Source organism: Planctomicrobium limosum, assembly GCF_051465645.1.
In the GTDB taxonomy this organism is placed as follows: domain Bacteria; phylum Planctomycetota; class Planctomycetia; order Planctomycetales; family Planctomycetaceae; genus Planctomicrobium.
This window is the reverse complement of sequence record NZ_CP195790.1, coordinates 2299464-2313484: the sequence shown is the minus strand read 5'-3', so window position 1 is coordinate 2313484 and position 14021 is coordinate 2299464. Positions and strand designations below refer to the sequence as shown.

The following is a 14021-nucleotide window of genomic DNA, read 5'->3' as shown; positions in this document are numbered from 1 at the left end:
TCAACCGAATCGCGTCGAAAGGAAATCGAGGGAGCCTTTGCAGGCAACTTGCCAGTGTCTGGCAGGGAGGGATCGCCAAGAGGCAACCTATGGGGACGTATCTGGATGCAGGCGAACAGGAATCACCTGTCTCAGCGGATATCGGTAGGTTGAAAATGGTTTCAACCTGCCTGATTTGCTAGTTCGTTACGGTTCCAGTTGCTTTGATGGCGTGGGGAATCGATTTGAATGTTAACCGTGAATCTTAACGAAGGGCAGACCCGGCGTTAAGGGGCTGGCTGAGGCTGTGCCTGTTGTGGAGGGCGACTTGCGGGCATTTCTTCGCGACTCAACTTCCCATCTGCGTCTTTGTCGAGTTCGCTGAAGCGTCCCTTCAACATTTCAGGCGCTTCGTCCTGTGAGATGAAGCCATCTTTGTTGGTGTCCAGTCGAGCAAAGAATGTCTCACCGCCTGGACGACGTGGGGCACCTGCTCCCTCAGCGCTTTCGCGTGGAGGTCCACCAGCTGGAGGCGTTGGAGTCGGTGTTTCAACTTCGCTTGCCGCAGCAGCGTTGGATTCTTCGGCGACCTTATTCTTCGAATTCGAAGTATTCAATTCTGATTCCAGTGCAGCAATCTCCGCACTGAACTGGCTGCGTGGGTTCATGATGACTTTGTCGCCTTCATTCAACCCTTCGAGAATTTCAAGGTGCGACTGGTTTGCTGCTCCAAGTTTGACGTAACGACGCTCATGTGTCGTTCCAGTGAAGACAAAAGCCACCTGCTTGTCGCTGACCGTAACAACTGACTGAATTGGAACCTGCAGGACATTCTCCCGGCTGTCTACGAGGACTTCCACCTGAGATGTCAAACCTGGACGAAGGCGTTTGATCTTGTCGACACCATCTGTCAGTCGAACTTCCGTCTGGTATTCACGCAGATCCGTGTTTGGCCAGTTGCCGGACATTGGAACGGAGGAAACGTGTGAGATCTCTCCGAAGTAGATCTCGTCTGGATAGGCGTCGACCCGAATTCGAGCGCGAAGTCCTTTACGGATGCTTCCGATCAACGATTCGTGAATACGACAGTCGACCTTCATCTGCTTGATGTCAGGCAGATTGATAATCGCCTGACGTTCACGGACGGTTGTTCCGGCCTCAATCGCTGGCTGATCAGAACGTCGACCACTGTTGGACATATTTGCATAGACAACTTCGCCATCCTGTGGAGCGCGAATTGTGCATGCTTCGATCTGAGTCTGTAGTCGGGCGAGTTTCTCTCTCTCAACATCGTAAGTCAGCTTTGTCGCGTTGGCTTCTTTTTCGCACTGTGTCTGGGCAGACAAAGCTTTCAAGCGAACGCGAGCAAGTTCTCGCTCCGACTCTTTTGCGTTGGCATTCAGCTCGGCGATGTTACGCTTGAAGGTGAAGTTCTGAAGGACGTGCAGAAGTTCTTCTGCTCCTCGCAACTTCAGGGTTGCCTGTTGAGCGGCAACGCGACTTGCGTCCAGTTCGTTCTGGCTGGCGTATCCCTTTTTCACTTGTCCGGTCGTGAACTGCAGCGTGTCTTTAGAACGGATCAGTTCTTCGTTTGCGATGGCAACATCCCCCTGCATCTGTTTTTCCTGCTGGGGGAATTCACCATCCTTGTATTTTTCCAGATCGAGCTGTGCGAGTTCGAACTTCAGTGTCGCCGCCGCGATATCGCTCTCGTTCTGAGTTTTCTGGATTTCAAGCTTTTCACGAGCCGTGGCCATGGAGGCTTCGGCCTGAGTCGTTGTGATTTCCTGCTGCTTCGCCTTTTCCTTCAACTGCGACGAATCGAGTTCACACACGACTTCGCCCAGAGTCACCCAGGTTCCTTCAGGAACGATACTGATGATCGTGGTCGTTCCTTCAACGAGACTGGACAGTGTTGCGTTCTTACGGCTATCTAAAAAGCCCTGAACGTTCAGACTGATCAGGAATGGTCCGCGTTTGGCTTGGTCGAGAACCAGATTCTTCGGCACTTGCCTGGATGACTGTCCGTCCTTCAGGGCTTCCCACCATTCCGGTTCGAGAATTCCCTTCGCCCAGGCGACTCCGCCCAGCCCCGACAGTACGATCACCAGGAGAATCCACGTCGAAGCCTTGCCCGAGTGAGTCGATTTCTTTGGATTCGTTGGCATTAAAAAGACTCCGATAGAAAGGATCAGCCCACATGCCGTCCTCGCCGATCTCCATGATCCCCATGTCTCGATAGATAAACAGTCGATTTCGCTCGTAGTTGATCCAGATCTGAATCATCTGATTCTGGGAACTGAGCAATGTCGACAACGCTTGTTGCAAGTTTGTACCGGAAACCCCGCTCCCACGGCTACTGCTTGCGCCGGCGGCGACGGGGGCATTACTTTGTTCGACTGCCGAGTCATATTGTAGGGCGGCAAGCCGGACAGCACGACGGGACGTTTCCATATTTTGCCGAAGTACGAAAAGAGAACGCCACGCATCGCGGACATCCTGCTTCACCCGATCTTCCTCAAGCATATAGTTACGACGTTGTCGCTGGTAGTTAATTTGGGCAAGTCGGTAGGCATTACGCTCGTCGATCTGGTCAAGTGGGGCTGTAAATGCCAGTCCTGCCCGTAGTCGACTTTCACTTCCACGGAAGTCGAGTGGTTTGTTATTCCCAGGTGTCGAAATGTCTCCGTCAACGACAATGCTAAGGCTTGCCAGCAAAGCATTTGCGGTGACTTCGACTCGACGGCGGGCATCCATCACTCGAGCTCTGGCGTTCATCAGATCGACTCGATTTTCGATGCCGATTTGCACGGCATCCTGCATTGCCATTTCGAATGGGAGCAGTTCGATCAATTCGACCCGAATACTGACCTGAATGACTGTGAAGTTCTGCGTCACTTTGAGCAGGTCTTCCCGCAGGTCATTAACCTGTTTGTAAACCTTTTGAAGTGATGCGTCGTCCAGTGCCTGACGTTGCAGTGTCTGGGCTGCTTCGAACACCGCATCGCGGATATCTTTCAGTTCCAGACTGGCTCTTTCCAGTGCGAAAAAAGCCCGTTCCATGTCCGATTCAAGTTGGGCAGCGTCGGCTTCCCCTAATTCATTTCGTCGACGAGGAAGTTTCTGCTGAATCTTCCGGATATCTTCCTGAACGACCTGAAGTCCGTTTCGTTCGACGAGATCCACCAGTCCAAGTAGTTCTGCGTAAAGCTGTCGAACGTCTTCATTTTTCAAAGCGTTTTCGTCGAGTGCTCCGAAACGCTGCACAAAATCCTTGATCTGATTTTCCAGAAACGACACTTTAGGATCAATGATCTCGAACTGCTTCAGCATCGAGTCGTTGATTGTCATTTTTGTGTCGGTCCGTAACCCCAGAAATATCTTGAAGTCATCGAGATCGTTCTGTAGCTGGTTTTCTTGTGATCGTAACGAAACGATGTTGGACGCCAGGCTGGACTGCAACTTCAAAACGTCGAGGGTGGCGACGTTTGTCTGCAATTGCGAAACAAGTTCTTTGATTGCTAATTGAAACACCGGATCGTCGCTGAGGTTCTGCAGTAATTCGACTTCCCGCTCAGAAACGAATTCATCCGATGACCAACGCAGGAGAGAAACTCCTTCGTCAAACGTCAACTTGGTGCGGAGCTCGACTGGCAGATTTCCTCTGACGAAAGGACCACCCGGCCATTCCTTCAGGGAGACGCTGGTAAACTGCTTGCCGCGTGACGACTGCCCGAGCATGCGTTCGACTTGCTCTTCAAACTGGGCATTGTTTCCCTGCAGGTTGCGAATCACCTGCATCTGCTGCAAGAGAGTCAAAAAGCCTGGGCTGCCTGCGACAATGTCCGTAAAGATCTCTTGTCGAAGACGTGCCAGATTTCTGGCTTCGTAGAGCAGGGCACGTTCTGTTTGTGTCAGACCTTCCAGGCCAACCTTGCGTCCGGCACCGAACAGCAAGGGCTGGACAAGTGAAAAGGACAGGTTGGAAACGGTCGAAGTGCTGTTTCCACCGCTGAACAACCATAAGGTGTTATTCGCGAATTCGACTGCCCACTGTGTCCCTGCTGGCAAGACCTGACTGACCCCACCTGCAACACCTGCTGCAATGTTGTCACCAGGGCCGTGAGGAACAAGGGTCCCTGTAGTGAATGCGGTCGGTTCGACCCCATTGGCTCCCAAGTAGCGAACGCCGAACTGGAAACGCTGAAAAGTCACTGCGAGTGCAGCGAGATAGACGTTCTCAATCCCAAACTGGTAGTCACGATTGTTCAGCTGGGCGAGTTCGACAGCCTGAGGCAGTGTGACATCTTTTAGCTCCGGGAGGGGAGGAACGATTTCCCCTGTGAGCGGATCGATGTTGTCTGTGCTCCAGCCGAAATTGGCCAACCATTGTGGGTTCTCCACAGTCATGGATTCGCCGAATTTGTGCCAGCCTTTATAGCCGTGCCAGCCGTCGACCCAATTCATATAGACATTCGCAGCACCGTCGTCCGGAGGCAACGGTTCGCAGTCTGGGTCGTACGGGGAATAGAAACGACTTCGTGGATCAGCGTTCACGTCAATGCGTGGCAGCGCCCAGCGAGGGTCGTTCAGTTTTTCAGTGATGGCCGAATAGGAATCCTGGTCTGCCTGCTTGCGCCAGAATGTCCGTGTGCAGCCTGTTGAAGACAGGACACTCGTACCAATGAGAGCGACGCATGCGGATTTCCACCAACGTTTGGAGGATTTCGAGAACGGTTTCATGCTGCTCTCCTTTCCCCTTGCGGGTACAGGGAAAGAATCGCTTCTTTGGGCGGGAGCTCAATCACTGTCACTGCGTCGGAGCCTGTTTGTGAATCGCCAGAATACTGATGCCAGTTGTGTTCAACCTGACTGTGAATCGCACGAACAGACTCGCTGAGTTCAACCCCAGTTGAGGTGAGCTTCAGGACCATTCTGCGGCGGTCAATGCTGCATCGCTCACGTGTGAGCAGCCCTTCAATTCGCATCCGCTCGATCAATCCGCTCAGGTTCGATTCGGAAATGACGAGCAGGTTTGCCAGTTCTGCCTGAGTGGCAGGTTGAGTTTGCCCACTCAAAGCTTCCAGGACATTGGCGCGTGAATCGTTCAGTCCGATCTCTGCATATCGATCAGAAAGAAGTCGTCGAAGTTTCCGGCTGAACTGATTCCATTGCGCAATCCAACCTGGACATGGATCCAGTGGTAGCTCTGTCATGGCGGTCAACCCTCAGGCTCTAGCTGATCTCGTGTCTGAGTGATGTTCGGCGGCGAAAGCCATTTGGGGCACGTGTGTGACCTGCAAACGCCAGCGTGCATCTCTGAGATCAGGGCTAAAAATGCTTCTACAACAGAAGATTTCGGATGGTTGCCTTGGTGGACTGCATCAAATTGGTCAACTTTGTCGATTCTTTTGATTATTCGGAGGGGAATGTTTATTTGCTGGGCCCGCTCCAGAAACTCGTAAAGTCATTGAACTTGTCGAAATACTGCAATGTCCGGTCGCCAGCCGGGCTGGTGAACGTTCCGGCTTCATAAGCAGCAGAACGACTTTGAATGTCACCAGTTGTGAAAAAGAAGGGTGCGTTTTGGCATCGTGCGTTTCCAAACTTGAACGATTCGTTCTGGGGCGTTTCGGGGAAACCACCTCCACTCTGGTCGCACAATCGGGTCAACCGGTGCGATCGGAAAACTTTTGCTAAGTCGGGCATGTTTTCTGACAAAATCTCTAAACCCAGAGCGCCTGTTTTGTGAACACAGCGCATTGTTAGGGAGATGGAGTGTCGACGTTGAATCTCCGGTTTGGTGAAGGACAGATCCACGCCGGAACTAGGTTCCCCCCTGGTATTGCTGAAGGAGATCGTAGGATGAAGGATGATTTCGGAATGACCACAGAACTGAGCGTGAACCGACGCGGTAAAGATCGTCGAACCACCAGTCCTGCACGACGCAATCGGGTCGAAGAAAAATTCACTGGATCAGAGACTCGCGTGAGCGAACGCCGCAAGGTTGAACGCCGCCGACAGATTGATCCAACGACATGCGAACGCGACTACAAACCTGACGAAGTCGAGTTCATGCGTGCCATGGACGACTATAAACGTCGCAGCGGACGCCAGTTTCCAACCTGGAGCGAAGTGCTCGAAGTGATTCGCGATCTCGGATACCGCAAGGTCGCTGCCCCAACAACAACATTTGAGACAATCGGCCGCTAGACCGTTTCAGTCTCGCGCAGTCGCGACGCAATTCTCATGGGAGTTGTGCGCAAGGAGATCGGACGCGTTGAGGAATGGATTCGAAGCAACAGGAGCAAACGGCTCCATGTAACGTGATGTTTTCATTGGATCGAAAGCATCCGTTCCATCTCAATGTGGCTCCTAGATTCACCGTTTTGAGCAAATGGCTCTGCGGAAAGCGTTACTCTGAGTTGTAACGTAGGTTGATTTCCCGGGTGCAGGCGGAAGGACTCGTCTGCACAGGACCGGCACTCTTTCTTTCTGATTCCTCTTGAATCGGCTCAGCAGCCCGTCTTCCTCTGCATGAGATGCTCTCGGTCTACACTGCCCAGTTGAAGCCAAATTTACGATTTCAGGCTCTGGAAATCAGGTGATTCGGCATTTTCTGCTGCAGAACCTGACATCGTTTGGATCGTAAAGGAACGTGTCGAACCGTTATTGCAGCTCTGTTTTTGTGCTGCATTCGAATTCGTTTGCAGCGTTTCTCCATGCGAAAGGTGCTCTAATTCCATCGATTTATAGGGGAATGACCTCAAGGCGACACGGTAGAAAATGCTTCTTGGTCTTGTGGCAGGTCCTCTTTTTATTTAAGAAAGGGGACGAATATTTCGGGCTTGCTAGAATAGTGAAGAGTCACGGTGACGTATTCGCCGTGTTTTCATTGATGATGTCGATCATCACGCTTGCTCAAACACACAGGTGAAAGTGAAAAATCGAACTGGGGTGGACATGAAAATGACAGGCATTTTCAATCCTGGCGATCACGTGATCTACCGTGTTACCAAACACAGTAGTTGTCCAGGTCCGCGCGCAAAAGCAATTTCCGCCAGCCCCAATGGCGAAGATTACAAATACCAGGTGGACAAGTTCTGGGTCGTGGAGAGAGTGCTGGAAGACGGTCAACTCGTATTGAGAACCCGTCGTGGAAAGACTCGGGTCGTTCCGACTCAGGATCGAAACCTGAGATCTCCAGCATGGTGGGAAAACCTTCTTTACCGTCGGCATTTCCCGAATCTGAGCGATGACGAGTCGAGTCCTGTTCAGGCGACCGTAGCTAACGGCGCCAAGTAGACGAGCAACAACGTTTCAATTGAATCAAAAGGCAGGCTGCGAACCAGATTCGCGCCTGCCTGATTCTTTTTCGACTCGGTGGTTTTCACGAACCTTGTTTCGCTGAATAGTGAAGACCAGAGGCCGGTTCAGTGGCGGTCACAAAGTCGATTGCCGTTGTGAACCGCAGTCACTCTGCGGCAGCAGCATCGTCCTTCGCCGAGTTCTTCTTCTCAATGTATGAAGCTCGAGCAGAAGCATATTCAGATGCCGAGATGTCGATATCTTCGGCCTGATTCGCTTGCTCATACTGCTTGAAGCACTTGTTGAGGTAGGGTACGCACCACCCACAGCCTGTGCCCGCTCCTCCGCATTCGCTGAGTTGACTCGGTCGTCGTGGTTTGTGAACGCGCAGGTAACTCAACACCTTTCTTTTGGTGACGTGAAAGCAGTAACAGAGCAAATCGTCAGGCTTCATGTTATTTGAATATTCACCCGTGAAGTGGAAAGTGCCGGTTAATCAGAGTCCGTTTGCACGGAAGAACAAGGTCGATGTCAACGGATCTCTTCCCAATTGTACCGCAAATGTCGTTGAAGGAAGAGTCGCCTTGGGGGAACCGAACTGGCGTTCTCTGGTTCGAGCACTTCTCGAAAGAGTGCGAAGTCTCCGACGCACGGCATTCTGCCTTCGTCCTGTCTGAGAAGACTGCTGAGCGGCCACATGAGAGTCCGAACCTGTCTAATCCAGTGGAATTCGCAGGACATGCATTGCATGAACGGCTGAATTCGAGAAGATTTCCGCCAGTCGTCATTGAACAGGCGACATCTCCATTTTTTATTCATGCCATTGCCGGGACTGGCTATGCCACATCAACAGACAGATTATCTGGAAGTTCGCGTTACAAAGACGAAGGGACGAGGAGTCTTTGCGCGGCGGCTGATTCCAAAAGGAACCGAGTTCGAACGAGTTCCGCTGATTGTGGTGACCTGGAATAAAATCGACGAGTCCGAACTGGCTCACTACGTCTACACGTGGACCGAAAAGAAGGCCGTTGTCGCTCTGGGCTACGGGTCGATGTACAATCACAGCTTCGAGCCGAATGCGTATTACGAAGACGTCGGACGGCAAACAAAGACGTTCACAGCTTTACGTGACATCCAGCCAGGTGAAGAAGTCACGATCAATTACAACGGCGACCCAGAAGACAAAACGAACGATCTGGGATTCGACGTTCTCAAATAAGACCTTGCCTACTTCGTTCTTGAGCCGGTGAATCGCAATCACCGGCTTCTTTTTTGCGCCAATGTCAATGATGATGAGAATTGTTCAGTAGGCGTAGGGCAGGCTTCCTCATGCCTTCCTGAATGTCCGGTTATCGGCGACCGCCTGTCTCGGGAGAGACGTCCCTCCTCACCGCGATGCCTCAACGTCGTCTGCAATTTTCCGTAGAGTGTGAAAGTTGCGAGCACCAACCACCAGTTTTCGCAGCTACAATGAGTAGTTACAGTGAATCGGGGCGAGGCAGTTTCGCTGACACTTCAAGGAAGGCAGGCAGGAGCCTGCCCTACGGTCACTACGAAGACGTGGGGCGGCAAACAAAAGCATTCACCGCGTTGCGTGATATCCAGCCAGGTGAAGAAGTCACGATCAACTACAACGGCGACCCAGAAGACAAAACGAACGATCTGGGATTCGACGTTCTCGAATAATGCCTTAGTTGAATTGTCTTTGAGCCGGTGAATCAAAATCACCGGCTTCTTTATTGCGCCGACGTCAGTGATGATGAGAATTGTTCAGTAGGCGTACGGCAGGCTCTCGCCTGCCTTCCTGCATGTGCGGTTGTCGGTTGACCGCATGTTCCGGGAGAGAGGTCCCTCCTCACCGCGATGCCTCAACGTCGTCCGCAATTTTTCGTAGAGTGTGAAAGTGGTAAGCACCAACCACCAGTTTTCGCAGCTACAATGAGTAGTTACAGTGAATAGGGAACGAGACAAATTCGCTGACACTTCAAGGAAGGCAGGCAGGAGCCTGCCCTGCAATTACTGGCTCATCTGCAGGCATTCGAGACCGGCCTGCGATTAAGCGGCGAAATCATCCGTCGAGGCCTGCACCGACTGGGGCTGGACTGGCGTCGACCCCGACCGGTCGTGGGGCCTGTTGACCCCAAACATGCTGAGAAATTCGAGCGAATTCAGTAGACGTAGGGTAGGCTCCCGCTTGCCTTCCTGCTGTTTCTTCGATCGGGGAGGCGGCGAGCATCAACCACCGGTTTCAGCAGCTGCAGTGGGCGATTACAATGAATAGAGGATGAGAAAGATTCGCTGACACTTCAAGGCAGGCAGGAGCCTGCCCTGCAGTCACTATGAAATCTGTATGCTCGTGAGCTCCAACAATCTTCAAGCACGTCTATTCGCCTCGGACCCCGTGTGTGGCTCCTCATTGTTTTTATGCGTTAATTTCATTTGTTTGCCTGGTAAACACGGTTGCCACAAACGTTGTGGCGGTATGCTTTCAAGATTTGTTCATTGATTGGAGTGATTCCAATTTTGGCGAAAGAGGGATCTTCTGCTGGAATAATGAATAGATTTTCGTGATCAGTTTCATTGCAAGGCAAGTTCTTTAGCCGTTGAAAGTCCACGATAACGATATCTTCAAGGTGTCCGCTTTCGGCGCACTCGAAATTCAATCCCGACTCTCTCGCCTGCGTATAGATATCCTCCCATTTGAGGGGAACCTTCTTATGCTTTTCGATGTGTCTGCAAATCGCGTCGCCAGTCACGCTCGCACAATTGAAGGCCTCAACTGCTCTCCACATTCGATGATATTCGCGATAGATGCTTGCGGCTGTCGCTACAGATAAAGCTATGATGAAGAGCGAAATCGAAACTGTTAGAATGTTCTTCAAGCGAGGGCTGATTATGTGACCCTTCATTGGAGTACCACCCTTCACTCCTGATTCTCTCGCAGTACCGGCCTATGGTAATTATTGAGCGTATCACGAAATCTGTCGCGATGAGACAGTTTTCGGTGTAGAAGAATGTGTAATGCTCTTAATTGGTCGATGAACGCATTTGTTCAAGCGATAGGATCGTTATGAACCAATAACTCGCGGCCGTGGTTGAGTGGTTCCACGGCTTCTATTGTCAGGCGGTCGCCCATTCGACTTGAATTTATTCGTTGTCGCAATTCGCAGGCTTCGTCTTCGTTCTCGGCGAACAGTGCAGTGGCGGGCCCCCAGGAGGATTGAGCCATGCCGACTTTCTCAGCGGGAATTTCTGTTGCGAGAGCCTGGATCGCTGCGCTGGAGAACACACCGTTCTGGGTGGCGGAAAAGAATGTGCCGACTTCGAATCCGTACTCGTACAGAGCGGCGGCGAAAGACGCGAAGTCCTTTTGGAGGAGGGCCGGGAGAATCTCGGTGAGAGCAAGTCGGCAGAGTTTCCCAGTCAGATGTTCGGACATCGGCGGGAGTTTCTGGAATGCAGAGAGCTCCAAGTCTCCTGAGATTCCCCGATCTCCAATACTTCGGACCAGCAGGATTTTCCATTCTTCAGGGAAGGGGACTCGTGCGGCGAGTGCTCCGATGTCTGTTTGCGATCTGCGACCGGCATCGATCAGAAATCCTCCCTGATCGTAACCGAGAAGCCCGATGGCTGATCGTTCTCCTCGCCCGATGAGGCGTGCAAGTTCCGTTGCGTTGAGTTCTTTTCCATTCACCCGGGCAACAGCGTCTGCAATCGCGAGTGAGAGTTGAGTCCCAGACCCGAGCCCGCAATGCGAGGGGATTTCTGAGAGGACTTCGATCTCAACTGGATTCTGAACCCATCCGGTCTGCTCAATAATGGATTGGAATCGTTTAGCGACTTCCGGGCTTGGGTTGTGGAGCTCGTTTCCAGATTCAGACTTTCTCGCAACAAGGTGAACGCCTGGCTGCTTCAGCATCAGTCCAATTCCCCCGAAATGCCGCCCGGATTCAGGGTGATAGGACAATGGCCCGAAATGCAGACGTGACCCGGTTCGAATGGTAAATGTTGGTTGTCGGCTCATGTGTCGCAACGTTTTCGACCGTTAGATCGATCCATTTGCCATGGGGATGGTCCACGTTATCTCCCCGGCTGATTCGGATTTTGGTTGAGAGAATACGATATCGGTCGTCTGTCGAATCTTCGAGAGTGGAGCCGGAAATCCATCAGACCGTTTCAGGCAATTCGCAATGCTTCCCAAATCGAATCAGTTAGCTGGTTGCAGCCGGATTTCACTTTGTTGACAATGAAGAGGTAAGAGGACTGTTGGAAGCCGGTTCAGACTGCAATCATGTGAGGGCGAAATGCGTTCTACAAATCTTCATTCAGCAGCAGGGCGGATTCAGGAAGCGCTGGAAGAATTGCAGATGGCGTGGCAAGCGACAAAAGAGCATTGGGCCGATCAGCAGGCGATTCATTTCGAACAGACGTACATGAAAAAGATCGCCGACGAGGTTTCTGCAGTGTTTCCTGCGATTGGGCAGGTTTCGCAAACCTTCGGATCTGCGAGCCGCGACTGTTCGGAATAGTCTTACTTTGAAACGGAATGCAGTCAGGCGGCGGTCTCCAGGTTGTTGTTATGATGCAGCGAATACTGCACAGGACGTTGAGAACTTAGGGTATGTGTGATCGTTCATTGAGACAGAGTGATGAGTCAGCGGAGCATGTCCAACTGACTTTTCCGCACCATTTTCGGTTGCGGAGTTCGATCGATTTTGCCCGGATTTACGACTTGAATCAGAAGGCGTCGAACCCGCATCTTCTGATCTTTGCGGCGATCAATCGTCTGGACTATTCACGAATCGGTTTGAGTGTTTCGCGTCGACATGGAAACTCCGTTCGTCGCCATCGACTGCGTCGTTTGCTGAAAGAGGCTTTTCGACTTCAGCAGCATGAAATTCCGGCGGGAATGGACCTGATTCTGATTCCCGGGCGAGAAAGTAAATCTGCGACCCAGCAGGATTTTTGCGACGCGATCAAACAGCTTGCGAGCAAACTATACGAACGGCTTTTGAAAACACCATAATTGTTGTGTCTCACGGCGCGAAATCGTGTTCGTGACGCCGTTGAACTGGAGAGCGTCTGGGGGAGTGGCGGGGATGTCTCGAGCCCAATTACCACGATTGCAGTTCGCGCCCTTCAGTGGCAGCGACATTGATTCTTTGGAAGAGTGTCGAATTCCACATGGCACACGCTGTCGCTTCTATGCCGGACTTGTCATGAAGTTCTCGCTTCACATCTTGCTCGTTGTGTCTTATTTGCTGACTTCGCACGGGGCTCTTTCCGCTGCTGAACCGATTGCGGAATTTCTTCAGGGATTGCGCGGAAGGAAATATTTCGACACGGGAATTGAATACGTCGCGACGCTTCAGGATCGAAAGGATTTACCACCACGAGTCTATCTGGAGCGGGCGTTGCTGTTGGCTCAAGCGGCCCCGTTAATGGCGGATCTGAAAGTTCAGGAAGAGTTCCGAACTCGTGCGATGGAAGACCTGAAGGAGTTTCTGCGCCTTGCTCCTACTGACTCGCGAGCAATTCAGGCACGCGGGTTACTTGGTCAACTCCTCCTGGGAGTGACTGCGGACCTGATAACAGATGATCCAGGAGAATTGAGCGAAGAGGAACGGCAGAAGAGATGGCGGGCCGTGATTTTGGAATCGCGTGGGTATTTGACTCAGACTCGCGATCGTTATCAGGAAATCTGGGAATCATTCCCTGTGTATCTCCCAGAGGAAGAGGTTCAGTCTCGTTCGCTTCGTCGTGTGGCTGAAGAGGCATTGATTCGAGCGCAACTGGAACTCGCTCAATTGACTTACTGGGAGTCGCAAACGTACCCCAAAGGGAGCGAACACGCCCTGAAACTCGCGGCTCAAGCAGGATTCGAGTTTGAAGCGATTCATCATCGATATCGCAGCCAGACGGGTGGATTGATCGCCAGGCTCTGGCAGGCCCGTTGCTTTCAGTCTCAAGGGGATGCTCAGGGAATTCGAATCGCTCTCGGGATCTATTCAGAAATTCTCGAACATGACGGGGCATCCGAAACGATGCAGGACCTTCAGGACCGCGCACTTCGATTCCGATTGGTCTGCTTGAATACTGAGTACCGCAGAGACTACGCACTGATTATTGACGAGGCTGAAGAGTGGCTGGACCGGGCATTTGAACGCTCGGTCACACCAGTTGGAGTGGCGATCCAGTGGGAACTGTGCCTGGCGTTGGAAAGTCGGGCGGAGTCAAGAAACGTCACACCTGAAGAACGCCTGCAGATTTTGAGTCGTGCAGAACAACTTGCGAGTCAACTGAGTTTATCGCAGGGAAGTATTGCGAAAAAGGCGGCCTTGATGCTGAAACGGCTGACCCCAGTGTTGGAAGAAACTCGTCAGAAGTAGATAGATTCGGATAAATCGCACGTCACTAATGTGCGTGCCGACCTCTGTGGTTGCAGAGTACATCATCGATGTCCCCGAGTTGGTGAAATGGGGACCGATGGAACGCGGGGGAATCATTCGAAACTGAGCGAATTGTGCTCCATAACTCGAAGGCTTTGTACTCGCAACCGCCGGGAGATCAGCAGCTTTGGCCGGTATCGTTTCCGTTCCTTAAGAATTCTCTCTTTTGAGTCGATTGTTGTTTTATCCGAAGAATGTGACGAAAATTGGAATATGAGGGGATTGGGCGGCTTTTTGATACATTTGATTGAACTGCGGGGCCAGTAAAGATCGCTTGAAATCGCG

At 51.9% G+C, this 14021-nt stretch carries 13 protein-coding genes; 8 read left to right on the top strand and 5 right to left on the bottom strand.

Annotated elements, in window-relative coordinates; translation table 11 throughout:
* Positions 1-266: 266 nt before the first annotated feature.
* The 3 genes from SH527x_RS08670 to SH527x_RS08660 form a co-directional block, all read right to left on the bottom strand.
* Positions 267-1595 (bottom strand): HlyD family efflux transporter periplasmic adaptor subunit, encoded by a 1329-nt coding sequence (locus SH527x_RS08670; protein WP_437194608.1) that lies wholly within the window; start codon positions 1593-1595, stop codon positions 267-269.
* Positions 1596-1908: 313 nt separating this feature from the next.
* On the bottom strand, positions 1909-4722 hold the full coding sequence (locus tag SH527x_RS08665; RefSeq protein ID WP_437194260.1) for a TolC family protein: 2814 nt from the start codon (positions 4720-4722) through the stop codon (positions 1909-1911).
* Positions 4719-5195: a MarR family winged helix-turn-helix transcriptional regulator gene (locus tag SH527x_RS08660; protein ID WP_437194259.1), complete on the bottom strand. Its 477-nt coding sequence runs from the start codon at positions 5193-5195 to the stop codon at positions 4719-4721. Before SH527x_RS08660 ends, SH527x_RS08665 begins: the two co-directional genes overlap by 4 nt.
* A gap of 649 nt (positions 5196-5844) precedes the next feature.
* Here SH527x_RS08660 and SH527x_RS08655 point away from each other — a divergent pair.
* Together SH527x_RS08655 and SH527x_RS08650 are read left to right on the top strand one after the other, a co-directional pair.
* Positions 5845-6192, top strand: coding sequence for a hypothetical protein (locus SH527x_RS08655; protein WP_437194258.1), 348 nt, complete (start codon positions 5845-5847; stop codon positions 6190-6192).
* A gap of 750 nt (positions 6193-6942) precedes the next feature.
* Positions 6943-7284, top strand: coding sequence for a hypothetical protein (locus SH527x_RS08650; RefSeq protein ID WP_437194257.1), 342 nt, complete (start codon positions 6943-6945; stop codon positions 7282-7284).
* A gap of 169 nt (positions 7285-7453) precedes the next feature.
* On the opposite strand, the gene SH527x_RS08645 is transcribed toward SH527x_RS08650, so the two are convergent.
* On the bottom strand, positions 7454-7741 hold the full coding sequence (locus tag SH527x_RS08645) for a (2Fe-2S)-binding protein (protein WP_437194256.1): 288 nt from the start codon (positions 7739-7741) through the stop codon (positions 7454-7456).
* 384 nt (positions 7742-8125) lie between these two features.
* Here SH527x_RS08645 and SH527x_RS08640 point away from each other — a divergent pair, with 384 nt between their 5' ends.
* The 3 genes from SH527x_RS08640 (at position 8126) to SH527x_RS08630 (ending at position 9462) form a co-directional block, all read left to right on the top strand.
* On the top strand, positions 8126-8506 hold the full coding sequence (locus SH527x_RS08640; protein ID WP_437194255.1) for an SET domain-containing protein: 381 nt from the start codon (positions 8126-8128) through the stop codon (positions 8504-8506).
* A gap of 251 nt (positions 8507-8757) precedes the next feature.
* Complete coding sequence (locus tag SH527x_RS08635; protein WP_437194254.1) at positions 8758-8973, top strand: SET domain-containing protein-lysine N-methyltransferase; 216 nt, start codon at positions 8758-8760, stop codon at positions 8971-8973.
* A 324-nt stretch (positions 8974-9297) separates the two neighbouring features.
* The gene (locus SH527x_RS08630) at positions 9298-9462 is read left to right on the top strand and encodes a winged helix-turn-helix domain-containing protein (RefSeq protein ID WP_437194607.1); all 165 of its coding nucleotides are present in this window, start codon (positions 9298-9300) and stop codon (positions 9460-9462) included.
* Between the two features lie 877 nt (positions 9463-10339).
* Here SH527x_RS08630 and SH527x_RS08625 read toward each other — a convergent pair.
* Positions 10340-11311 (bottom strand): beta-ribofuranosylaminobenzene 5'-phosphate synthase family protein, encoded by a 972-nt coding sequence (locus tag SH527x_RS08625; RefSeq protein ID WP_437194253.1) that lies wholly within the window; start codon positions 11309-11311, stop codon positions 10340-10342.
* 280 nt (positions 11312-11591) lie between these two features.
* Between SH527x_RS08625 and SH527x_RS08620 the strand changes: the two genes are divergently transcribed.
* The 3 genes from SH527x_RS08620 to SH527x_RS08610 all read left to right on the top strand — a co-directional run bounded on the left by SH527x_RS08620 (position 11592) and on the right by SH527x_RS08610 (position 13676).
* A complete protein-coding gene (locus SH527x_RS08620) occupies positions 11592-11816 on the top strand; it encodes a hypothetical protein (protein ID WP_437194252.1) in 225 nt (74 codons plus the stop codon).
* Between the two features lie 92 nt (positions 11817-11908).
* Positions 11909-12313, top strand: a complete 405-nt coding sequence (gene rnpA / locus SH527x_RS08615; RefSeq protein WP_437194251.1) for a ribonuclease P protein component — start codon at positions 11909-11911, stop codon at positions 12311-12313.
* A gap of 73 nt (positions 12314-12386) precedes the next feature.
* Positions 12387-13676: a hypothetical protein gene (locus tag SH527x_RS08610; RefSeq protein WP_437194250.1), complete on the top strand. Its 1290-nt coding sequence runs from the start codon at positions 12387-12389 to the stop codon at positions 13674-13676.
* Positions 13677-14021 lie beyond the last annotated feature (345 nt).

Bases quoted from the DNA above. Each gene is read 5' to 3' on its own strand.
- SH527x_RS08670 (WP_437194608.1), bottom strand. From the start codon at position 1,595: ATGCAGGGGGATGTTGCCATCGCAAACGAAGAACTGATCCGTTCTAAA.
- SH527x_RS08665 (WP_437194260.1), bottom strand. From the start codon at position 4,722: ATGAAACCGTTCTCGAAATCCTCCAAACGTTGGTGGAAATCCGCATGC.
- SH527x_RS08660 (WP_437194259.1), bottom strand. From the start codon at position 5,195: ATGACAGAGCTACCACTGGATCCATGTCCAGGTTGGATTGCGCAATGG.
- SH527x_RS08655 (WP_437194258.1), top strand. From the start codon at position 5,845: ATGAAGGATGATTTCGGAATGACCACAGAACTGAGCGTGAACCGACGC.
- SH527x_RS08650 (WP_437194257.1), top strand. From the start codon at position 6,943: ATGAAAATGACAGGCATTTTCAATCCTGGCGATCACGTGATCTACCGT.
- SH527x_RS08645 (WP_437194256.1), bottom strand. From the start codon at position 7,741: ATGAAGCCTGACGATTTGCTCTGTTACTGCTTTCACGTCACCAAAAGA.
- SH527x_RS08640 (WP_437194255.1), top strand. From the start codon at position 8,126: ATGCCACATCAACAGACAGATTATCTGGAAGTTCGCGTTACAAAGACG.
- SH527x_RS08635 (WP_437194254.1), top strand. From the start codon at position 8,758: ATGAGTAGTTACAGTGAATCGGGGCGAGGCAGTTTCGCTGACACTTCA.
- SH527x_RS08625 (WP_437194253.1), bottom strand. From the start codon at position 11,311: ATGAGCCGACAACCAACATTTACCATTCGAACCGGGTCACGTCTGCAT.
- SH527x_RS08620 (WP_437194252.1), top strand. From the start codon at position 11,592: ATGCGTTCTACAAATCTTCATTCAGCAGCAGGGCGGATTCAGGAAGCG.
- rnpA (WP_437194251.1), top strand. From the start codon at position 11,909: ATGTGTGATCGTTCATTGAGACAGAGTGATGAGTCAGCGGAGCATGTC.
- SH527x_RS08610 (WP_437194250.1), top strand. From the start codon at position 12,387: ATGTCTCGAGCCCAATTACCACGATTGCAGTTCGCGCCCTTCAGTGGC.